This is a genomic window from Corynebacterium sp. 239_CJEI, assembly GCF_001055995.1.
GTDB classification, from domain to species: domain Bacteria; phylum Actinomycetota; class Actinomycetes; order Mycobacteriales; family Mycobacteriaceae; genus Corynebacterium; species Corynebacterium jeikeium_D.
Genome location: NZ_JVOW01000036.1, coordinates 18,154 through 39,110 on the forward strand (window position 1 = coordinate 18,154; position 20,957 = coordinate 39,110).

Annotated in this window: 21 protein-coding genes; 8 read left to right on the top strand and 13 right to left on the bottom strand. The window is 59.2% G+C overall.

All coding sequences use genetic code 11. The annotated features are described in order from the left end of the window. The first annotated feature begins 110 nt into the window (after nucleotides 1-110). A complete protein-coding gene (gene dusB / locus ADB08_RS10965; protein ID WP_049173080.1) occupies nucleotides 111-1,268 on the top strand; it encodes a tRNA dihydrouridine synthase DusB in 1,158 nt (385 codons plus the stop codon). Nucleotides 1,269-1,358: 90 nt separating this feature from the next. Next, nucleotides 1,359-2,096, top strand: coding sequence for a phosphate signaling complex protein PhoU (gene phoU, locus ADB08_RS10970; RefSeq protein WP_080969597.1), 738 nt, complete (start codon nucleotides 1,359-1,361; stop codon nucleotides 2,094-2,096). A gap of 444 nt (nucleotides 2,097-2,540) precedes the next feature. Here the strand turns inward: phoU and pstB are convergent, their stop codons facing one another. The 5 genes from pstB to mshD all read right to left on the bottom strand — a co-directional run bounded on the left by pstB (nucleotide 2,541) and on the right by mshD (nucleotide 7,965). Next, complete coding sequence (gene pstB, locus ADB08_RS10975; protein WP_016421380.1) at nucleotides 2,541-3,317, bottom strand: phosphate ABC transporter ATP-binding protein PstB; 777 nt, start codon at nucleotides 3,315-3,317, stop codon at nucleotides 2,541-2,543. A gap of 48 nt (nucleotides 3,318-3,365) precedes the next feature. Continuing rightward, a complete protein-coding gene (gene pstA, locus ADB08_RS10980) occupies nucleotides 3,366-4,259 on the bottom strand; it encodes a phosphate ABC transporter permease PstA (RefSeq protein WP_049173081.1) in 894 nt (297 codons plus the stop codon). A gap of 77 nt (nucleotides 4,260-4,336) precedes the next feature. Beyond that, on the bottom strand, nucleotides 4,337-5,380 hold the full coding sequence (gene pstC, locus ADB08_RS10985) for a phosphate ABC transporter permease subunit PstC (protein WP_049173061.1): 1,044 nt from the start codon (nucleotides 5,378-5,380) through the stop codon (nucleotides 4,337-4,339). Nucleotides 5,381-5,617: 237 nt separating this feature from the next. After that, a complete protein-coding gene (pstS, locus tag ADB08_RS10990; protein ID WP_016421383.1) occupies nucleotides 5,618-6,715 on the bottom strand; it encodes a phosphate ABC transporter substrate-binding protein PstS in 1,098 nt (365 codons plus the stop codon). A gap of 341 nt (nucleotides 6,716-7,056) precedes the next feature. Then, nucleotides 7,057-7,965: a mycothiol synthase gene (gene mshD / locus ADB08_RS10995; protein WP_049173062.1), complete on the bottom strand. Its 909-nt coding sequence runs from the start codon at nucleotides 7,963-7,965 to the stop codon at nucleotides 7,057-7,059. An 81-nt stretch (nucleotides 7,966-8,046) separates the two neighbouring features. On the opposite strand from mshD, the gene ADB08_RS11000 reads away from it, so the two are divergent. Then, nucleotides 8,047-8,904 carry a DUF2993 domain-containing protein gene (locus ADB08_RS11000; RefSeq protein WP_049173063.1) on the top strand — a complete coding sequence of 286 codons (858 nt, stop codon included), beginning with the start codon at nucleotides 8,047-8,049 and terminating at the stop codon, nucleotides 8,902-8,904. 101 nt (nucleotides 8,905-9,005) lie between these two features. Beyond that, nucleotides 9,006-9,686: an FABP family protein gene (locus ADB08_RS11005; RefSeq protein WP_049173064.1), complete on the top strand. Its 681-nt coding sequence runs from the start codon at nucleotides 9,006-9,008 to the stop codon at nucleotides 9,684-9,686. A 77-nt stretch (nucleotides 9,687-9,763) separates the two neighbouring features. On the opposite strand, the gene ADB08_RS11010 is transcribed toward ADB08_RS11005, so the two are convergent. Further along, complete coding sequence (locus ADB08_RS11010; RefSeq protein ID WP_049173065.1) at nucleotides 9,764-10,651, bottom strand: aminodeoxychorismate lyase; 888 nt, start codon at nucleotides 10,649-10,651, stop codon at nucleotides 9,764-9,766. Nucleotides 10,652-10,731: 80 nt separating this feature from the next. On the opposite strand from ADB08_RS11010, the gene ADB08_RS11015 reads away from it, so the two are divergent. Beyond that, the gene (locus ADB08_RS11015) at nucleotides 10,732-11,886 is read left to right on the top strand and encodes a YgfZ/GcvT domain-containing protein (protein ID WP_049173066.1); all 1,155 of its coding nucleotides are present in this window, start codon (nucleotides 10,732-10,734) and stop codon (nucleotides 11,884-11,886) included. A gap of 260 nt (nucleotides 11,887-12,146) precedes the next feature. After that, nucleotides 12,147-12,329 carry a DUF3073 domain-containing protein gene (locus ADB08_RS11020; protein ID WP_049173067.1) on the top strand — a complete coding sequence of 61 codons (183 nt, stop codon included), beginning with the start codon at nucleotides 12,147-12,149 and terminating at the stop codon, nucleotides 12,327-12,329. 370 nt (nucleotides 12,330-12,699) lie between these two features. Here ADB08_RS11020 and purM read toward each other — a convergent pair whose 3' ends face one another. From purM to ADB08_RS11035, 3 genes are all read right to left on the bottom strand, one after another. Beyond that, the gene (gene purM, locus ADB08_RS11025; RefSeq protein ID WP_016421389.1) at nucleotides 12,700-13,764 is read right to left on the bottom strand and encodes a phosphoribosylformylglycinamidine cyclo-ligase; all 1,065 of its coding nucleotides are present in this window, start codon (nucleotides 13,762-13,764) and stop codon (nucleotides 12,700-12,702) included. Between the two features lie 158 nt (nucleotides 13,765-13,922). Beyond that, on the bottom strand, nucleotides 13,923-15,491 hold the full coding sequence (gene purF, locus ADB08_RS11030) for an amidophosphoribosyltransferase (RefSeq protein ID WP_049173068.1): 1,569 nt from the start codon (nucleotides 15,489-15,491) through the stop codon (nucleotides 13,923-13,925). 50 nt (nucleotides 15,492-15,541) lie between these two features. Beyond that, nucleotides 15,542-15,982, bottom strand: a complete 441-nt coding sequence (locus ADB08_RS11035) for a sterol carrier family protein (RefSeq protein ID WP_016421391.1) — start codon at nucleotides 15,980-15,982, stop codon at nucleotides 15,542-15,544. A 29-nt stretch (nucleotides 15,983-16,011) separates the two neighbouring features. On the opposite strand from ADB08_RS11035, the gene ADB08_RS11040 reads away from it, so the two are divergent. Further along, the gene (locus ADB08_RS11040; protein WP_016421392.1) at nucleotides 16,012-17,019 is read left to right on the top strand and encodes an acyl-CoA thioesterase; all 1,008 of its coding nucleotides are present in this window, start codon (nucleotides 16,012-16,014) and stop codon (nucleotides 17,017-17,019) included. On the opposite strand, the gene ADB08_RS11045 is transcribed toward ADB08_RS11040, so the two are convergent. After that, the gene (locus ADB08_RS11045; protein ID WP_048732105.1) at nucleotides 17,016-17,723 is read right to left on the bottom strand and encodes a hypothetical protein; all 708 of its coding nucleotides are present in this window, start codon (nucleotides 17,721-17,723) and stop codon (nucleotides 17,016-17,018) included. The genes ADB08_RS11040 and ADB08_RS11045 overlap by 4 nt on opposite strands. Before the next feature lie 134 nt (nucleotides 17,724-17,857). Between ADB08_RS11045 and ADB08_RS11050 the strand changes: the two genes are divergently transcribed. Further along, nucleotides 17,858-18,796, top strand: coding sequence for a hypothetical protein (locus tag ADB08_RS11050; RefSeq protein WP_224783816.1), 939 nt, complete (start codon nucleotides 17,858-17,860; stop codon nucleotides 18,794-18,796). Between the two features lie 6 nt (nucleotides 18,797-18,802). Here the strand turns inward: ADB08_RS11050 and ADB08_RS11055 are convergent, their stop codons facing one another. The 3 genes from ADB08_RS11055 to bluB all read right to left on the bottom strand — a co-directional run bounded on the left by ADB08_RS11055 (nucleotide 18,803) and on the right by bluB (nucleotide 20,955). Continuing rightward, nucleotides 18,803-19,294 (bottom strand): glutathione peroxidase, encoded by a 492-nt coding sequence (locus tag ADB08_RS11055; protein WP_049173070.1) that lies wholly within the window; start codon nucleotides 19,292-19,294, stop codon nucleotides 18,803-18,805. Nucleotides 19,295-19,340: 46 nt separating this feature from the next. Then, nucleotides 19,341-20,150, bottom strand: a complete 810-nt coding sequence (locus tag ADB08_RS11060; RefSeq protein WP_222865562.1) for a polysaccharide deacetylase family protein — start codon at nucleotides 20,148-20,150, stop codon at nucleotides 19,341-19,343. 133 nt (nucleotides 20,151-20,283) lie between these two features. Further along, complete coding sequence (gene bluB, locus ADB08_RS11065) at nucleotides 20,284-20,955, bottom strand: 5,6-dimethylbenzimidazole synthase (protein ID WP_049173072.1); 672 nt, start codon at nucleotides 20,953-20,955, stop codon at nucleotides 20,284-20,286. Nucleotides 20,956-20,957: the final 2 nt, after the last annotated feature.

Below are 20,957 nucleotides of genomic sequence, written 5' to 3' on the forward strand. Positions count from 1 at the left end.
ATAAAACAGATTCGAAAACGGCAGTTCAGCGTGACACAATACTGTACGTGTTAGATACCTCCTCGAGTCCGCTCAGCGCCGCCAAGCCCGCCGATGCCACGTCCGCGCACATGCACATCGGCCCCTTTGAGCTCGCTTCCCCCGTGGTACTCGCTCCGATGGCCGGTGTCACCAACGTGGCATTCCGCACGCTGTGCCGCGAGCAGGAGCTGCAGCGTACAGGCACGGTCTCGGGCCTCTATGTCTGCGAGATGGTCACCGCCCGCGCATTGGTCGAACGCAATGAAAAGACCATGCACATGACCACCTTCGCGCCCGACGAGAACCCCCGCAGCCTGCAGCTCTACACCACTGACCCGAAGTGGACCTACGAGGCCGCGAAGATGATCGTCGACGAAAACCTCGCCGACCACATCGACATGAACTTCGGTTGCCCGGTACCAAAGGTCACCCGCAAGGGCGGCGGCTCGGCGCTGCCATATAAGCGTCGCCTCTTCGGCAACATCGTCGCCGCAGCGGTCAAGGCCACGGAGGGCACGGACATCCCGGTGACCGTGAAGTTCCGCGTCGGCATCGATGACGAGCACCACACGCACCTCGACGCCGGCCGCATCGCCGCCGAGATGGGCGCCCAGGCTGTGGCTCTGCACGCCCGCACTGCAGCGCAGCGCTACTCCGGCCACGCTGACTGGTCACAGATCGCGCGGCTGAAGGAGCACATGGTCGACTCCGGCTTCAGCGATATCCCAGTGCTTGGCAACGGCGATATCTTCGCCTCCACCGATGCCCGCAAAATGCTCGACGAGACCGGCTGCGACGGTGTCGTCGTCGGTCGCGGCTGCCTTGGCCGCCCGTGGCTGTTCGCGCAGTTGTCCGCCGAGCTGCGTGGCGAAGAAGTGCCGCCGGCACCAACATTTGGTGAGGTCGCGGGGATTATCCGTCGTCACGCGGAACTGCTCGTGGAGCACGAGGGCGAGCGTAAGGGCTGCCGCGACCTGCGCAAGCACATTGCCTGGTACCTGCGGGGATACCCTGCCGGCAGTGAGGTGCGGAAGTCTCTTGCGCGCGTCGATTCGCTGGCAACGCTCGACGAGATTCTCGCACCGCTTTACGACGGCCCCAGCGCCCACGCCCGCCCGGAGGACGCCGACGGCGCCCGCGGCCGACAGGGGTCCCCTGCAAAGGTGGTCTTGCCGGAGGGCTGGCTGGACGACCCGGAGGACGACACCGTGCCCGAGGGCGCGGAGATTATGCACTCCGGTGGCTAAGCTTCGGTTCTGAGCGAGTGTTTACATAACTTTACGAGGGGTAATTGGGGGCTCCCCACTAACGCGCGACGTTGTTGAGGATTGCCTACTATGGAACGCATGCGCACTGTCTACCGAGAACAAATGGACAACTTGGCTCACAGCCTGATTGTGATGTGTGACCGAGTTGGCTCCATGCACAAGCTTGCGAACAAGGCCCTCTTCGAGGCTGATTTGGTCTCGGCTGAAACAGTTCTTTCCCAGATTGATTCTCTCGAGGACCTGCGCCAGGATGCGGAGCAGCGAGCCTTCGAGCTGTTGGCCCGCGAAGCTCCTGTGGCTGGTGACCTCCGACAGATTGTCAGTGGCCTCTACATTGTCGAGGACATCTCCCGCATGGGCGCATTGAGTGTGCATATTGCCAACGTTGCCCGGCGTCGCCACCCGAACAAGGCACTACCGGAGCCCGTGGAGGGGTTCTTCCGCGAGATGGCCTCCGTATCTGAACAGATGACGCACGAAACCCGTCAGGTGCTTATCGACTACGACGTCGACCAGGCATTGGCCTTGGATAAGACCGATGACAGCATCGATGACATTCACCAGCACCTGTTTACGCTGACCAACGACGATAATTGGCCTCACTCCCCTGCGCAGACAGTGGATGTCACTCTGCTGAGCCGCTTCTACGAGCGTTACGCGGATCACGCTGTCGAGGTTGCCGCCCGGATTATTTACCTGGCCACCGGTTACAAGCGCGATGTCTACCTGGACAAGCTTGAGGACGAACGCGACCAGCGCAGCTTTAACCAACGCCTGCAGGCCTTGGAGCGTCACCTGCGGATGTAGGTCCGTGAAGCTGCAGGCTGTTGGGGGGGGCTGTTGGGCTGCTCGGCGGGCTGGGTGTTGGGCTGAGCTGTAGGGATGTCGGGGTGGCTGCTGGCCTGGGGCGCGGGTTTTTAGGCCGGAGTGGAGCCGTTTTTAAGCCACACTGGGCTAAACACCTCCCCAGCCAAACACTGTCTCAAACCGAGAAACTGACTAGGTTTATGACACTTTACTGCGAGTAAACGCTATTCATCTGACATAAACCTAGTCAGTAACTGCTTGATCCCGCCACAAAAACTGTTTTCCCCGGCACAAATCACCTCCGCGGTTAGACAATCAGGTGGCAAAACATGTGCGCGACATAGCAATCTCATAAACTGCAACAACAATAAGAACCCCGTACCTCGCGTGAACACGCGTGAAGTACGGGGCTCTTATTGGCTTATTACGGCATACGCAAAGCGTTTAGCCGAAGCGACCGGAGATGTAGTCCTCGGTTTCCTTCTTGTCTGGATTCTCGAAGATCTTCTTGGTCGGGCCAACCTCAACCAGGCGACCCGGCTTACCGGTTGCCTCGAGGGAGAAGAATGCGGTCTGATCGGACACACGAGCTGCCTGCTGCATGTTGTGGGTCACGATGACGATGGTGAATTCTTCCTTCAGCTCATGAATCAGGTCCTCGATTGCCAGGGTGGAAATCGGGTCCAGTGCGGAACACGGCTCGTCCATCAGCAGAACTTCCGGCTCAACTGCAATTGCACGTGCGATGCATAGACGCTGCTGCTGACCACCGGAGAGGCCGCCACCCGGCTTGTCCAGGCGGTCCTTGACCTCATCCCAGAGGTTGGCGCCGCGCAGGGACTTCTCGGCAACCTCCTGGAGATGAGCCTTGTTTTTAACACCGGCCAACTTCAGGCCAGCCACGACGTTGTCCTCGATGGACATGGTCGGGAACGGGTTCGGACGCTGGAACACCATACCGATGGTGTTACGAACGGAGACCGGATCGATCTTCGGGCCATAGATGTTTTCGCCGTCGAGAAGCACCTCGCCAGTGACGTAGGCACCCGGGATGACCTCGTGCATACGGTTCAGCGAACGGAGCACGGTGGACTTACCACAGCCGGACGGGCCAATGAATGCGGTAACGGAACGCGGCGGGACGTGCAGGTCGACGTTCTGCACAGCGTGGAAATCGCCGTAGTAGATGTTGACATCGTTAAGGTCTAGGCGCTTAGCCATGGTCTTTCAAAAACCTTCCTTGAAATAGCGGACGTTAGGCGCCCAGCATTAACTGCTCTTGACGGAGAACTTGGCGGATACGAAGCGCGCCAGGATATTGATGAGGGCAATGATGAGAACCAGCGTGAGCGCTGCGCCCCACATCTTGTCGAATGCCGCACCGGTATTACCGGCCTTGTACATGTCCAGCATGAACAGCGGCAGCGAGGACTGCGACTGGCCGAACGGGTTATAGGTGATGATTCGCGAGGTTGCAACCAGGATCAGCATCGGTGCGGACTCACCCATGACGCGGGCGACGGCCAGCATGACGCCGGTGACGATGCCCGACAGTGCGGTCGGGAGCACAATCTTCAAAATGGTCTTCCACTTCGGAACACCCAGAGCGTAAGAGGCTTCACGCAACTCGTGCGGAACGATGCGCAGCATTTCCTCGGTGTTGCGCACAACGATCGGCAGCATCAGCAGAACCAGCGCCAGCGAGACAGCGAAACCGGAACGGCTCATGCCGAACATGACCACCCACATCGAGTAGATGAACAGCGACGCGACGATCGACGGCACACCGGAGAGGATGTCGACCATGAAGGTGGTGACCTTGCCCAGACGGGAGTTACCTGCATACTCGACCAAGTAGATGGCGACGAAGATACCGAACGGCACGGTCATGAGAGTCGTGACCAGAGCCTGAACCAAGGTACCGACGATTGCGTGAGCAACACCACCGGCAGACGCACCAACAGTGACACCACGCTGGGATGCAGTCCACCACTCACCACTCAGCAGTGACGGGGTGCCTCGGACGACAAGCTCGAAGAGAACCCACACCAGCGGGATCAGGGCAAGAGCCATGCAGCAGTAAATGAGGACCGTGGAGACGTTGTCTGCCACCTTGCGGGAACCCTTAATTTGGGTGAAAGCCGACTCCGTGGTGGGGACCATGTCTGCAGGGCCGTGAGGCGAAGAATCAGTAGTTGAACTAGTCATTGTTACTTCTCGTTTCTTTTCCTACGACCTTGCTACTTCTTCGCAATCATTCGGGCTGCGGAGTTGACCACGAAGGTCAGCAAGAACAGCACCAAACCTGCGGACATGTATGCGCCGGCCTTGAGGTTGTCATTGAACTCTGGTGCCGCATTAGCAATTGCGGTTGCGAAGGTGGTACCACCGTCGAAAAGCGAGCCACGGAATGCCGAGGACGGGGAGATCACGAGGTAGAGAGCCATCGTCTCACCGAGAGCACGTCCCAGACCCAGCATCGAGCCGGAGATAAAGCCAGAACGACCGAATGGCAGAATAGCCAGCTTGACCATCTCCCAACGGGTCGCACCGAGAGCCAGCGATGCCTCAATGTGACCACGCGGGGTCTGAACAAAGACCTCACGGGTGGTAGCCGCGATAACCGGCAGAATCATAATTGCCAGCACAATGCCACCGGTGAAGAGGTTTCGACCGGTCTCGAATGCCGGCGAGTTTGGGTACAGGGCAAACATCGGGATAAAGCCCAGTGTCTTAGCCAACCACCCGTACAGACCAGCCAAGGCCGGACCGAGAGCCATAAAGCCCCACAGACCGTAAACAATCGACGGCACTGCGGCCAGCAAATCCACGAGGTAACCCAGCGGCTTGACCATCTTCTTTGGAGCATAGGCAGTCAGGAAGATGGCAATACCCAGCGCAACCGGCATAGCCAGAATCAGCGCCAGGATGGAAACCGCGACGGTCACCAGAAACATGTTCGGAATACCGAAGTACATGGCGGAGGTATCCGCCAGGTTCCATCGTTCGGTGTAGGTGAAGAAGTTCGCTTCGTTACGGGACATTGCCGGAACTGCGCGCAGGAGCAGGAACACTGCAATTGCGATGATGGCAGCAGTCACCAATGCGGAAGATCCTACCGCCAGAATCTTGAAGATTCGGTCACCAGGACGAACAACGCCGGTCTGAATGGCTTGCTCTTCCGAGCTCTCGTCGCCGGAGGAATCCACCTGCGGTGCTGAGGACTGCAACAGACTGCTGTCTACAGCCTCCTGCTTCCCTTCAATGGGAGTCGAGGAACTCATGATCTCATTTCCTAAGTAGAAGTGATTTGTGCTTCAACGCACATGAAGACCGATTGGCCTCAGTACCCCTCTACGAGCGGTACCCAATCAACTGAGGTGTCGATATATAAAGCCAACCGGTCTACGTCAGGTTTTCGGCCTACAGCTCAAATCTGCGTGGCCGGCTGAAGTGACCCTCGCGCCAACTGGGGTAACGACAGAGCTCACTCTGCTTTCACCCGCGTTGCACGCAAAGAATTACTTGATAGCGTCAACCGCTGCGGACAGCTTGTCCTTGAACTCACCTTGAACCGGGATGTAACCCAGCTCTTCGAGCTCTGGGCCCTGGCCCTCTTCCAGAACAACCTTCAGGAAGTTCTTAACCAGGTCACGAGTCTGCTCGTCGTAACCAGCGGAGCAGACGATTTCGTAAGTGGTCAGAACCAGCGGGTAAGCGCCTTCCTCATCCATTGCGAACAGAGCGTCGGTGTCAACAACCATGTTGTGACCCTCAGTCTTGAACGTGACGGAATCCAGAGCCTTACCGACGGTGTCGTTGTTCAGCTCAACCGGACCATGACCGAAGTCCATCTTGGCGATGCCCAGGTCCTTGTCCTCAGCGAAGCCAGCCTCGACGTAGGTGATAGCACCGTCGATGTTGGCGACCTCGTTGACAACACCAGCCGAGCCGTTAGCACCCTGGCCAGTAGCAGTCGGGAAGGACTTGGAAGCCTCGTGCTGCCACTGCTCCGGAGCAGCTGCGCTCAGGAACTTCATGAAGTTATCAGTAGTACCGGACTCCTCAGAGCGGTAGACAACCTTGATGTCCTTCTCCGGAAGATCGACACCCTCGTTGACCTCAGCGATCTTCGGGTCGTTCCACTTGGTGATCTTGCCGTCGAAGATTTCAGCAACCAGAGCCGGGGTCAGAGCGACGTCAACACCCTCGAGGTTGTAGGCAACGGCAACCGGACCGATAACCATCGGCAGGTGCCATGCTTCATTGCCGTCGCAGCGCTTCTTAGCCTCTGCGACCTGGTCCTTGCCGTCCTTCTCCTTCAGCGGGGAGTCAGAGCCAGCGAAAGCAACGGTGCCGGCAATGAACTGAGTCTGACCGGAACCAGAGCCAGATGCGTTGTACGACAGGGTCGAGCCGGTCTCTTCAAACTTGGTGGCAAACAAATCCATGGCGCGCTGCTGCGAGGTAGCGCCCTCGCCCTGCAGCTCACCGGTGACGTCAGCCAGACCCTCAACGTTAGAAGCGCCTTCGCCGCCCTCTTCAGAGCAAGCAGCCAAGGTAAGGCTTGCAACAGCGGCCAAACCAATGACAGATGCCGCACGGTTCTTCTTCAGCACAGTAAATCCTCCGGGGTTTTACACAATGAGTGAAACAGTTCACGTGGAACCGCCACACTCCGGTCCACTGCGCTGAACCTATCTACCGATAGTAACCGGAACCTGTTCAGAACATTAACAATTGGTGAACGGCGCAAGTAATTCTTTATTTATCCTCATTTTCCCTGTAAGAGGCCCTAAAATGCGCCCCTGAAACACTGAGGATTGGACAGCATCTCCTCAAAAACACAAGAATCATTGCCCCCGCGCCAGAGGAAAACCACCTAAAACTGAGATAAAGCTAAGCTCCCCCTTCAACAACTCGCCTTCAATAACTCCCCCAATAAACCGAACCGTCGCATCTACGCGCCGTACATCACATCACGGCGGGCCACCTCGAAACCGACCGCACGGTACGTGCGCACTGCCGGCGCATTGTCGCCTTCCACATAGAGAATTACCTTTTCCGCTCCCCGGTTCCGGAGATAGGAAAGCCCAACATTGGTCAGCCATCGCCCCAGGCCACGTCCGCGTGCCTTCGAGCTCAGCCCGATCACATACACCTCACCAGTTGGCACAGACTCCTCGGCGTGCCACTTCGTCCAGTGGAAACCGCAAATCTCCTCCGCACTGTCGCGCGCCCCGGCCACATCCGCAGCAAAGAAAACGCCCTCCGGGTCGAACCACTGCACGTTTCGAGCTCGATCGAGTTGTGGCTGCGACCAACCACCCTGCTCCGGATGCCAGTCAAACGCCTCGTTATTCACAGCCAACCACGCCCGATCCACGGCCGCCTCACCCCACTTCGCACGTGCCGCAGTCAGGGTTAGCGCTTCAACATCATCACGCTTATCGACGTCCCCCGCCGCCTTCTCCAACGCTGAGCCCGAAATGGACATCTGCAACAGCTCGCGGACGACCTTGCGTCCCGTCAACTCTGCCAAACGGCTGGCACCGGCAACATCACCGTGAGCCCAGATAGGCAGGCGCTCGCCAACCTCAGCATCGATGTGCGCAAGCAGCTTCGCCCCGACTCCTTGCTTACGAAACTCCGGATCAACAACCATCTCCACTGCATCCGGCGCAACGGCTGCCAGGCCCAAGTAACGGTCGTTCTCAATAATCGCAAAGTGTCGATGCCCGAAAGAGTCGTCGTCAAGCCCTCGGACGAAAGCCTCGCCGAACGCCTCCACGCCGTCGGTGGAGTGGGCGTGCTGCAGCAGCGTACTGGCGACGGTGGTGTCTACGTCAAGCAGTTCGGTTACGTTCATACGCCCCACCCTATACACAGCAGCGAATTCAACACTTCCCCGATGTCGTCTGAGCCAAAAGCGATGGGGTACTAATAGAGTGTGTCCATTTCCCGACGACAGAAGAAGATCGGTGGCTCTATCCTCGCCGTTGCCGCGCTGGTAGTCGCCACCGACATGGGCTTCGCCAGCCATGCGGAGTACAAGCTCTCCGAGCATATTCAGGAGACTGCTCAGCTGGAGATGACCCCATACGTCGCCATTGGTGGCAAGGCCTACTTGTCTTCCTTTGTTACGGGTAAGTGGAGCTCCGTAACCTCGCGCATCCGCGATGTCGAGGTGCCCGACTTCGGCTTGGTATCTCTGGAGTACGGAGCTTCCAACGTTAAGATCCCGGCATCGGCAGTGCTCAGCGGTAATTTCCCAGAATCGCCGACGAAGCAGTACTTCACTAAGCTCTCGCTCGACGGAGTCTCTCTGGGAAACAAGCTGGGACTGACCGATTTGAGCATCCAGAGCCTGAAGGACTCCTCCCCCACCGGCGGCTGGGAGACCGAGGCTATCTTCGAGGCCACGCCAGCCGGATGGCAGGGAAAAACCCAGGTTACGGCGAAGTTGCGCATTGTCAGCCGCGACGTGGTCATTACGCCGATGGAGATTATTTCTGCGCCCTCGTCCCCAACGGATTCTAAGAACCACGTCAAACCTGAGCTGTCTGAGGCTGATACGCAGCACATTATGGACACCTTCGCTCTGACACTGCGGGATTCAGATATACCGATGGGCATGCCGGCGACTCGCGTGTACGTGTCGGGCGGTTCTATCACCATCGAAGGCGAACAGATTCTGTGCACCGTGTCGCCAACAAACTTCATGCCGCCGACATCCCAGCAGGATGCCGAGGCGTCAGCTCAATCCACGGAGAAGCTGCCGGAGAAGAACTGTCGGGTGCGTCGCTAAGGCCGTCGTCAAGCATCGCCGTTAAGCGTCGGTGCAGCGTTAGCACCATGCGACAACAGCCCATACATGGCCACAAGAGCTTCAGCGGTAGAGTGTGAAGCATGACCGAGAAGAATGGCAGCAACCAGACAGACGCCGCTGCACAGGAGCCTGCAGCTGCGGAAGCCCCTCGCCTCGACGGCAACGAGGCCATCAACCGCGCGGCCGAACAGGCCAAGAGCACCGCTACGCGCAACATCACTGAGCTTGAGGGGCTCCCGATCCCCGACGAGACCGCGAATCTGCGCTTCGGCCCGAATATTCACGACGGCCTGCTGGCACTACTGCCGCTGGTCGGCGTGTGGCGCGGTGAGGGGCAAGCGAACACTGTCGTCGACGGTGAGTACAACTTCGGCCAGCAGCTCATTTTCAGCCATGATGGCGAGAACTACCTGAAGTATGAGTCGCGCATCTGGAAGCTGGACGAAGAAGGCGAGCCGACCGGCCCTGACCAGCGCGAAACAGGATTTTGGCGCATTAACAACGAGGACGAGATTGAGTTCATCTGCGTCCACTCCACCGGCGTCACTGAGATTTACTACGGCAAGCCGGTCTCCGAGCGCGCATGGGAGCTGCAAGCAGCCTCCACAATGGTCACTGCTACCGGTCCTGCATCCCTTGGCCCGGGCAAGCGCCTCTACGGGCTGATGCCGAACAACGATCTCGGGTGGGTAGACGAGCGCCTGCGGGATGAGGAGTTCGCTCCCCGCATGTCCGCGCAGCTCAAGCGCTACGCGGGCTAGGTTCTCCCCGCTTTACGACGGGCGTTGTGTGGCCTTACTGCGGCGCCCAACTGCATCAAGCCCTACTGTTTGGGGCCCTACTGCGTCGCCAGCGCCTTGTCACACAGGTCGCGGAATTCCTTTTCCGCGATTGCATCCGGCTGCCGGATGGGTTCACCATCGATGGACTTAACCACGACCGCGATACGCACCGAAGACACTAGCCACACCGCATCGGCGGTGAATAGGTCCCCGGGCACCAGGACCGTCGGGGTGACTTTCCAGCCGCAGTTGGCGGCTGTTTCAAACAGCGCTGCCTGAGTTGTGCCCGGCAGCACTCCTTCACCGGGGTTGGGAGTCAGCAGTTCATTGCCGCGCTGAACGATGATGGTCGATGTTGGGCCTTCCAAGAGCTTGCCCTCTGCGGACGTGAAGATGACATCGTCAAAACCCTTGGACTTGGCATAGCGCAAAGCGGCCATATTAGCTGCGTATGACAACGTTTTCGCGCCGATGAGCGCCCACGGTGCACGGGAGCCAAGGTCGAGCGAGAAACCGCGCTCTGCAAGCATGACCGATACCGGCTTCAGGCGATTTTCCGCGACTTTTTCCGCGGAGCTAGCCAAAACGTAGCCAGTCGACTCTCCGGTGGACTCGCGACCACGCGAGTACACCCACCGCAACGTCGCATCCCCCTCAATTGACCTATCGCGCAACTCCTGTAGTGCGACCTCGGTAGCCGCCCGCCACTGCTGCAGATCTGGGGTTGGCAAATCCAGCATTAGCGCTGACGATGCGAATCGCTTCTCGTGCCGGTCAGTATTACAGGTATGACCACCCCTGACCAGGAGTGTTTCAAAAACTCCGTCGCCGCGAATAGCTCCGAGATCATCCGCGTAGAGGAACGGCTGTCCTGCCTCGACAGCAACCGGGCCGCCGTCTGCGAAGACGTCGATAAGCACTAGAGAAGAAAGCGAATCCGTCATACACACAAGCTTAATCCATGCTTAATTTGAGGATTTCTGGTTAACATGAGGGAGTGAGTGTTGAGTATGTAAGTCCTTTGATGTCTCACGTGGCTGGCGCCGCTGCCCTCGAACTGGGCGGACAGATGGAAGGTTTGGAGAAGGCCTCAGAGAACGCCCCAGACGGAAACTCAGCGAAAAACGTTGAGCAAACCGCAGGGCAAGCTAGCGTGGCATGGCACTACGGCCGTCCGCTGGTAGAGCAACGTCATCTGCAGGAGGACTGCGGCGTAGTAGATCGCTCGTACTACCGCGTTATTGAGGTCACTGGCGAGGATCGCCTGACCTACCTCAACACACTTTTTTCGCAGAAGGTCGACGAAGCCGCTCCCGGCACTGTCACTGAAGCACTGAACCTGGATGCAAACGGTCACGTTCTCCATCACATGACGTTGACTGTTTTGGACGATTCCGTGCTTATCGACGTGCCCCCTGCTGGCTTCGACTCCCTGTTGAAGTACCTGAACATGATGGTGTTCTGGTCCAAGGTGGAAATTGCTGAAGTAGAACGGGCGATTATTTCCGTCATGGGGCCGAATGCCCCTGAGGTACTGGTAGCCGCTGGCCTCGCATTCCCGCAGGTGGGCAAAGCTACGACTGTGGGACATTCCTACGTCCGGCACCTGCCGTGGCCACGCGGCGGGCGTGTGGATGTGCTCGTGCGCCGACAGGATGTAGTCGGCGCTTGGGACGCGTTGGTAGCTGCTGGCGCTTCCCCCGTTGGTCTGATGGGCTGGGAGGCCGAACGCGTAGTCTCCTTGCGCCCAGAGCTGGGAATCGACGTAGACGAGAAGATGATTCCGCATGAGGCTCCGCGCTGGATCGCCTCTGAATTCGACACGGCTGCCGTGCACTTGGACAAGGGCTGCTATCGCGGCCAAGAGACGGTATCACGTGTCCACAATGTTGGTCGCTCCCCACGAGTTTTGGTGATGCTGCAGCTCGACGGCTCGGCCACGCTGCCGGAAACCGGCGATCCAGTGATGATGGGCAAGCGCGCCGTGGGCCGCGTGGGCACCGTCGTGCAACATGCCGATTACGGCCCGATTGCATTGGCGCTGCTTAAACGCTCAGCTCAGGAGCGCGAGGGCCTTGTGGTGGGTGACTGCGCCGTGGCCGTCGACCCCTCCTCCATCGACCGCGTTGAGCAGCTGCCGCCGGGCCGTGTGGCCATCAACCGCCTGCGAGGGAAATAGGTAACAGGAAATAGGTAAAGCCACCAGACAGAGTGGTGAAAAAATAACTTTTTCCATTCTTTTTCAGAAAGGATATTTCCCCAGGTCACTACACATATTGAGTTGCCTGAGCGCGAGGACACAACCCACTATGGGCCTCCCCGCGTAACCCCTTCGTCTAAAAATCGGCTATGGTGTCTTACAGGAATTAACGCAATAAGACATAAGTGGGTCGGCCGTATCCCCGTGCCGTCCCACGGATTACACAAGGGGGTCAGGCCATGGGTCGCGGCCGTGCGAAAGCAAAGCAGGCGAAGGTTGCCCGTCAGCTCAAGTACGATTCACCAGAAATGGATTTGGAACGTCTGCAGCGGGAACTCGTCGGCAAGTCGAACGAGTCCGATCGAGACGACTATTACTCTGACTGGGAGGAATGGGTCTCAGGCGCTGGTCGCGACAGCTAGCGCAAGCTAACCGCTGTCGTATTTTCCGCAAAGCGTTTCTATTTCAATAAAGCAAGCACCCACCAACGATTCCGTTGGTGGGTGCTTGCTTTTGCTTAGTCGACTGCGTTTATGTTCCGCCGATTATGTTCGGCGGTGGCGGATCAATCCGAGTTACTGACTGCGTTTATGACAAAAATCGCCCGAAAAACGGCTCGAAAGTGTCATAAACTCATACAGTTTCACATTTGCAGCCCGTGGTTTTCTGGGATCTCCGTTGTGCAACCCAGAATCTAGACCGCCCCGTCGCATCAGTAGGCCGCCCTCCACGGCAGACCAGCCGGCCCAGTCCCCGGCCGCCCGTCGCAGTAAACCGACGGCCGGCCGACGCTTAGAAGCGCGGGTGGCTGCCGCGCAAAACAGCCCCGTCCTCGCCCGCCTCGCTCTTGCGGACAGTACCCAGCTCCCAAGCGTTGATGTGGCGGGCAGTCAGCAGAGCCAGTGCACGATCGCGGTCCTCTGCAGAAACAATCGCAACCATACCAACACCCATGTTGAAGGTCTTCTCCATCTCCTCGCGGGAGACGTTGCCGAGCTCAGCAATGGTCTTGAAGATCGGCCCCGGGGTCCATGTTGCGCGGCTCATGTCGGCGGTCAGGCCTTCCGGCATGATGCGAACCATGTTGCCAGCCAATCCACCACCGGTGACGTGGCAGAAAGTGCGGACCTCGGCCTCGTTCATGAGAGCCAGGCAGTCCTTCGCATAAATCTTGGTTGGCTCCAGCAGCTCCTCACCGAGGGTGCGCCCGAAGTCCTCGACATAACCGTCGAGCTCCAGACCGGCCTTCTCCAGGAGAACGTAGCGAGCCAGCGAGTAGCCATTGGAGTGAAGTCCAGAGGACTCCATGGCGATAATGACATCGCCCTCACGCACGCGGTCCGGGCCGAGAAGCTTGTCCTCTTCCACGACACCGACGCCGGTAGCGGAGACATCGTACTCACCCGGTTCCATCACACCCGGGTGCTCTGCAGTCTCGCCACCCAGGAGTGCGCAACCCGCCTGGACGCATCCCTCGGCGATGCCGGAAACGATCTCGGCGACGTGCTCCGGCACGACCTTGCCAATTGCAATGTAGTCCTGCAGGAACAGCGGCTCGGCACCGCACACGACCAGATCATCGACGACCATGGCGACCAGGTCCAGGCCAATGGTGTCGTGCTTGCCGACGGCCTGCGCCACGGCCAACTTGGTCCCCACACCATCGGAGGATGCGGCCAGCAGCGGCTTTTCGTAGTTGCCCAGTGCAAACAGGCCGGCAAAACCACCGAGCCCGCCACGGACCTCTGGGCGAGTGGCCTTCTTGGCAATCGGGGCGAATAGTTCAACAGCGCGGTCGCCGGCTTCGATGTCGACACCGGCTGCAGCGTAGGAAGCACCAGAAACGTTCTCGGTCATTAGAGGCTCTCGCTTTAAACTTTCTCCCCCGGGCGGCGTTACTGCCGTATCCGGGAGTATTGGCGGACCAGGAACAAAGCAACGGCTGCACTCCACGGCACCGCTTGCGCTTCGTTCTCGGTTCAGTTCTCGTAGTTCATTCTAAGGAGGTTTCGAGGCTAATTGCTCGTTGCGGCTTTGGCAGCCTGGGCTGCCTGCATCCTCTCCACAGCTGCCGCATTCGGATTGCCCTCCGGCAGCCCCAGTGGGTATTTGCCATCGAAGCAGGCACAGCACACTTCGCTCTTTGCCTGTTCGGAAGCGGCGACCATGCCATCGATGGAGACAAATCCCAGGCTGTCGGCGCCAATCGCGGTTGCGATACCGGCGACGATGTCATTCTCATCTACGCCGTTGGCCAACAGCTCGCCCGGAGAGGCGAAGTCAATGCCGTAGAAGCACGGCCATTTCACCGGCGGCGCGGCGATGCGCACGTGCACTTCCTTTGCACCGGCCTCACGCAGCATGCGAATCAGGGCACGCTGAGTGTTGCCGCGGACGATGGAGTCATCGACCACGACCAAGCGCTTACCGGCGATAACTTCCTTCAGCGGGTTCAGCTTCAGTCGGATGCCCAGCTGACGAATCGTCTGCGAAGGCTGAATGAAGGTACGCCCCACGTAGCCGTTTTTGGTCAGCCCCTGTCCAAACGGGATGCCCGATTCCTGGGCGTAGCCAACAGCGGCCGGGGTACCGGATTCCGGCACCGGCATCACCAGGTCACCGTCAGCCGGGAACTCGCGGGCCAACTGGCGACCCAGCTCAAGACGCACCGCGTTGACGGAGCGACCACGGATGTTGGAGTCCGGGCGCGCCAGGTAGACGTACTCAAAAATGCATCCAGCGTGGGTGGTCTCGGCAAAACGCTGCGAACGCACACCGGAAGCATCAATGGTCACCATCTCGCCTGGCTCGATCTCGCGGACGAACGATGCACCGACGATATCCAGCGCGCAAGTCTCGGATGCGACTACCCAGCCACCGGACAGGCGCCCCAGGCACAGCGGGCGCACACCGTATGGGTCACGCGCGGCGTACAGCGTCTCGCCATCGGTGAAAGTAAGACAGAAAGCGCCCTTCAAACGCGGCAGCAGTGCCATCGCGGCCGCTTCTACATTGGTGCTGCAGCCGTAATCTTCGGGGTGGTCAATCTTGCCGGTTTCGTCGGCAAGCAAAGTGGTCATGATTGCGGAGTCACTGGGCAGCTCGCCCTCTTCACGCAGCAGGCCCTTGTCGACCGCCTCATGGAACAGCGTGAGGTGGTTGGTCAGGTTGCCGTTGTGCCCCAGCGCGATGTCCGTGCCGTCGGAGGCCATCTGGAACATCGGCTGTGCATTCTCCCACGCAGGAGCGCCAGCGGTGGTGTAGCGCGTGTGCCCCACCGCTACGTGCCCCTTCAGAGCGTCGAGCGTCTGCTCATCAAAAACCTGGGAAACAAGGCCCAGGTCCTTGAATACGAGAATTTGGTCGCCGTCGCCGACTGCGATACCGGCGGCTTCCTGGCCGCGATGCTGCAGGGCAAACAGGCCATAGTAGGTGAGTTTGGACACGTCTTCGCCAGGTGCCCAAACGCCAAAAACGCCACATTCTTCGCGCGGGGATGTCTCCCCCAAATCGTCGTATGGCGAAATTGGCAAAAGTTTGGTCTTTGGTGCACCTGAAATGTTGGTATCGGCCACGACATTCACACTAATAGCCCCACCCGCCTGGGCACCAATTCAGCATCCCCCCACGGGCTTTAAGAAATGCGCGCCACCGGCAGATGATTCCCAATTTCCGCCGCGCGCGTTCCCGACATATCGATGTGCGCCTGCACCTGCTCTAACGTGATCATTCCGCACGCGAGTCCCAGCCAAATCTCCGGCGACATCTCCACGACATTGGGCGGCGTACCGCGCGTGTGCCTGGGGCCCTCAATGCACTGGACCGCGACGAAGGGCGGCACGCGCACCTCGACGCTATGCCCTGGAGCCTCTTGGGCGAGCATCCGCACGGACAGACGCACCGCTTTGGCAAGGCTCGCACGGCTTAACGACGACCCCTGCGCCCCATCCGGCCCGATGAAGGAGGCAGCCTCTTGGTCAGATAGCAATTCGCGGCCGAGAAGCCGTTGCGCCGCCCAGGGTGCGGCGGTGGAAAGAGCGCTGCGAACGTCGAAAGGCGAGATTTTGGATACCATAACCTCATCCTAGAGTTATGCTTTCATATATGGATACGCAGTCAACTGAAAAAGCTGAACAGGTGCATGCTCCAGCGTCACCATCTCTTGTACTCCGTTTTATGGCATCGCCGACCGATGTCATTATGGCCGGAACCAATTCTGTCCACGGCGGCCGTGTGTTGCAGTGGATTGACAAGGCCGCTTACGCCTGCGCGACCGGCTGGTCGGGACGCTACTGCGTGACTGCGTACTTCGGTCACATTCACTTCACTCGCCCGATTCCCAGTGGCCACATTGTCGAGGTGCGCTCCAAGATTGCGCATACCGGCCGCAGTTCCATGCACATCGTCAACGAAGTGCTCTCGGCTGATCCGCGCGAGGGCAAGTTCACCCGCGCAGCTGACTGCCTGGTGATCTTCGTGGCCATGGATGAAAACGGTAAGTCGACTCCGGTGCCGAAGTGGGTGCCGCAAACAGAGGAAGAAGAGCGCGTTGAGAAAGCCGCTCTTTCCCGTTTTGAGCTCCGCCGCGACATCGAAGCCAGCATGCGCGCGCAGACCTACTCCGCGGACTCTTCCGCACCCGAACTGACCACACGTTTCCTGGCAAAGCCGACCGATGTTAACTGGGGCGGAAACGTCCACGGCGGCACCGCCATGGAGTGGATCGACGAGGCTGCGACGGCAGTTACCACCAACTGGGCAGGGCGCCAGACCATTTCTGTCTACGCAGGTGGTATTCGCTTCTACAGCCCAATCCACATTGGCGACCTGGTTGAGGTGCGCGCACGCATCCTGCGTACAGGCACGACCTCGATGCACCTGTCGGTGCAGGTCTACTGCTGTGAGCCCCGCAAGGGTGTCGGTGGACTGCGCAAGGCACTGCACTCGACCATGACGTATGTCGCCATTGATGACGATTTCAACCCGCAGCCCGTACCGCACTTCCAGCCGACGACGGATGAGGACAAGCGCCTGCACGCTCACGATCTGTCACTGAAGGCGTTGCGTGACAAGTACAGCCCACTGCCGCTGATTGAGCGCGAACAGGACTAAGCCGCCTGGCTACCCGGCTTCCTGTTTTTCCACCAGATGGATAGGAACATCCAGCCAATCAGCGCGAAGGTGATGTAGGTGACGTACCGGTCAATCGTCTGCAGGGAGCCCTGGATGCTTGGGCCAAACTTCAGGCCCAAGTACAGGTAGAAGCACTTGAGCATTGCGGCACAGAGGAAGAGGTACACGCCTACTACCCAGCCGCGCACCTTCGCAATACCACCGATGGCCACGACAATCGTGGCCGGAATCGGCGAGAATGGCACAAACGATGCCAGCACACTCAGCCCGATGCGTTCATAGATGAAGTTCTCCATCTTCTTAAACCATCGCGGTGGGTGTCCGCCGAAACTCATCGTGATGAATTCCGTGCCCCACTTCTTGCCCATCCAGTAGAAGAACGGCATGAACTTGATTGTCGAAAGCGCCGCAATCACTACAACAGCGAAGAGGAAGAGCGGCCGGTCCTCGTTTTCCGACGCGAGAATCAGCACCGACAGATTCGATCCTGTCAGCCATGTGTGCAAGAACGTGTACTTGAGCAGCAAAACCGCACGGAACGGGATGATTGCAAAGCCATACACGGCAACCAGCATCAGCGATGCATAGAGAAGCTTGTCTATTTTGTCCGGCTCACGCAGGAAGCTCGGCAGATCCTCACGAGGGTCGTGCTCGGCCTCGTTACGCATGTCGGGTGAAGTCATGAACCACAGTTTAACTGCACGCCCTCTTCTGCAGCAGGAGCCGCAGACTAGGCCATTACGTACGGCGCCATTACGTACGGCTCAGACGCACTCGCCAAGGACGAGCGCAGCGCCGCCTACTATCCTGAGAAGATATGACCACCGATTCACCCGCGCCTGTGCCCGCACAGCAGCCTCACGCAGCACGGTCTGAGTCTTCCTCACCATCGCTTGACGACGGCCAGGAGAACGCATCCTCACCGAGCATGCTGCAACGTGTTCGCGCCGCTATCCCGCCTGTTTCCATCCTGGTACTGACGGCGGTATTCCTCTTCGCCGGGTGGTTCACGCTCTTCGGTCCTATCAATGTTCTGGCGTGGCGTGGTGGCACGTTCCCCCGCACCGAGGCAGACCGCCCTTACTATCAGCAGGCTCTGAAGGATGTTGCGCGCTATCAGTACGAGGAGCAGCCCTCCCCTGAGGTTTACTTCGGCCTGGCGTGTGGCGCTACTGATGACGACATCCGCAGCGTTATCCCCAAGGTCGGCGAGCACCCGAATTCAGACGCAGACCCAACTGCTGATGCAGATGCCGTCGCCGCCGCTGCTGCCACCAGGCCGGGTTCTGCACCCACAGCTGCGAACCAGACCGCGAAGCTGAATCCAAACCTTGACGCATTCGGCAACACGGTCGACTGCTCCGGTTCCTGGACTGCGCCATTCTTGTCATTCCTGCTCGCGTCCGCGGGTGTTCCGGTCTTTGATACGCCCGAGGATTCGGCTGCCGCAGCCGAGAACCCATGGCTGGTTACGGATGTCGAACAGCTCATGGATGCCTACAAGGCACATGATGCTTTCGTCACCGACAAGGACTTCTCTCCTCAAGTGGGTGACATCATTTTCTACCGCTACCCCGCAGGCCTTGGGGTGCACGCCAACATGGTTGTCGCGGTTCAGGGTGACTGGGTCACCATCGGTGGCGATGAGCTTGGCAAGGTCGGTCTAGCTAGCATGACCCTGCGCAACCGAGGTGGCATCGTGGGCTACGGTGCCACGGGCTACTTCGAGCAGGCACCGCTGGACGCCACCAAATAGCCAAGTTTAAATAGGCAAGTTTTCCTCGATGAGGTCGCGCAGAGCATCGTCGTCAGGCGAGACCTTGGAGCGGAAACGGCCGATGACCTCACCCTCGGGCGAGACAACGAACTTTTCGAAGTTCCACTTCACATCCCCAGCCTCGCCGTCGGCGTCCGGGGTTTCCTTCAACAGCTTGTACAGTGGGTGCGCGCCATGGCCGTTGACCTTCGTCTTTTGGAAGAGCGGGAAGGTAACGCCGAATTCGCGCTGGCAGAACTGCTTGATTTCCTCGGCGTTGCCGGGCTCTTGCCCACCGAACTGATTGCAGGGGAAGCCGAGGACGAAGAAGCCACGGGGTGCGAATTCGTCGAAAAGTCCTTGCAGATCGTCGTACTGATCCGTGAAACCGCACTCCGAGGCGGTGTTGACGATAAGCAGAACGTGGCCTGCCCAGTCATTCATCGTTGCTTCGTTGCCGTCGATGGTGGTCACTGGGATGTCGAAGAGATTGCTCATAAACCCCACACTAGGGCAGTCCCCCGATAGCCGTCAGAGGTAGCGACTAGCCGACCTGCTCCATGCCTTCAAAGAGCTCGCGGCCCAGCGGCACCGAAGAGTGGTTGACCGGCTGCGCACCCCCATCGACCGCCTGGTCAATGATGCCGACAACATCCTGGCGCAGCTTGTGCTCCCGCAGTTTCGAAGCGTTAACGGAGATGCGCACCGCGCGGCCCTTCTCCAGCGAGCGCTGCACCGAGGAGCGCACCGCACGGCGCCACCAACCGGCGCCGCCGAAGCCCTCGCCGATAGCCAGCACGCGAGTCGGATCAACAGCACCAGTGGTCAGGTCGCGGACACCATTTCGGTCCGCTGCCACTCGGAAGCCCAGCTCCGGCAGCACGTTCATGGTCTCGGGCGACATGGTCCACTTCGGTGGTGCAAAGACGTCCGTCTCAAAACCCATCGCACGCATCTGGCGCGTTGCGGCGGTCAGGCGCAAACGCGCTTCATGTTCGCTTAACGACGCAAATTCCGCGCCTCGGCCTCGAACTGACTGATCGAACCCCGCGAGAACAATCTCGATGCCGTCATCGCTACGACGGCGGAGCCAATCCAGCACCGCCGGAGCTTCCCGCAACGACCAGTTTTTACCCGCATGCGGCGCTACCAGCAGAGACGGTGTAATACCGCGCTGTTCCATCGCTGCCACGAAACGAGCGACGTCGAGCAATGTGCCATCGCGCAAACCCGACACCGACACCAAAAGCGGCGAACCGACCACACCACCGTCAACAGTTACGAGCTCTTTGCCCGCTGGACGAATGACCTGGTCGGTCGTCCGAATCTGTTCTTGCACCCCACTGCCTGCCATGGATTCAACAAAAACAGGCGTATGTAAATTTTTGGTAACGGAGAGGACAAGGCTTGGAGAATACTCAGAAGCCTTTCAAATAAGAGTTCAAAAAGCGCCATCGCAGCACATCAATGTGCGTCTGCAGCGCGGATTATCCCCAATGCACAACCTCATCGAGCGCCAGTCCCTTGCGCCAACCGAACTTCTCCAAGTCACGCTCCTCGGCCAGGTGCGTTACTGGACCAATGCACAGCCAGGCCACCGGGCGCACGGGTGCCTCGACACCGACAAAGTCAGCCAGGAAATCCTCATGGTAGAAACTGACCCAGCCGACGCCGAGCCCCTCTGCCGTAGCAGCCAGCCACAGATTCTGAATAGCCAGCGCGACTGACATGAGGCCGGTGTCATCGACGGTGTCGCGGCCGAGAATGTTCTTGCCGCCACGGGTCGGGTCATAGGTGACGACGATGCCCGTTCCCGAGTCCACGATTCCTTCAATCTGAATCGGATTGAAGGTCTCACGCCGCTCGCCTTCGAGCTTGGCCGCGAATTCAGCGCGACGTCCGGCTACGTGGTCGGCAAACTGCTGCAGGCGGTCCGGATTCTGAATGATATGAAAGTCCCACGGTTGGGACAGCCCCACCGACGGGGCTGCATGGGCCGCCGCCAACACGCGCATCAATCGCTCCCTGTCCACCACTTCTCCGGCGAATTCGCGGCGCACATCCCGCCGCCGAAAAAGGGTGTGGTAGACGGCCAACTGATCGTCGGAAAGCGAATCGGTGTCAAAACCCTGCGCGGACAGCAGCGTGCGCATATCCATGC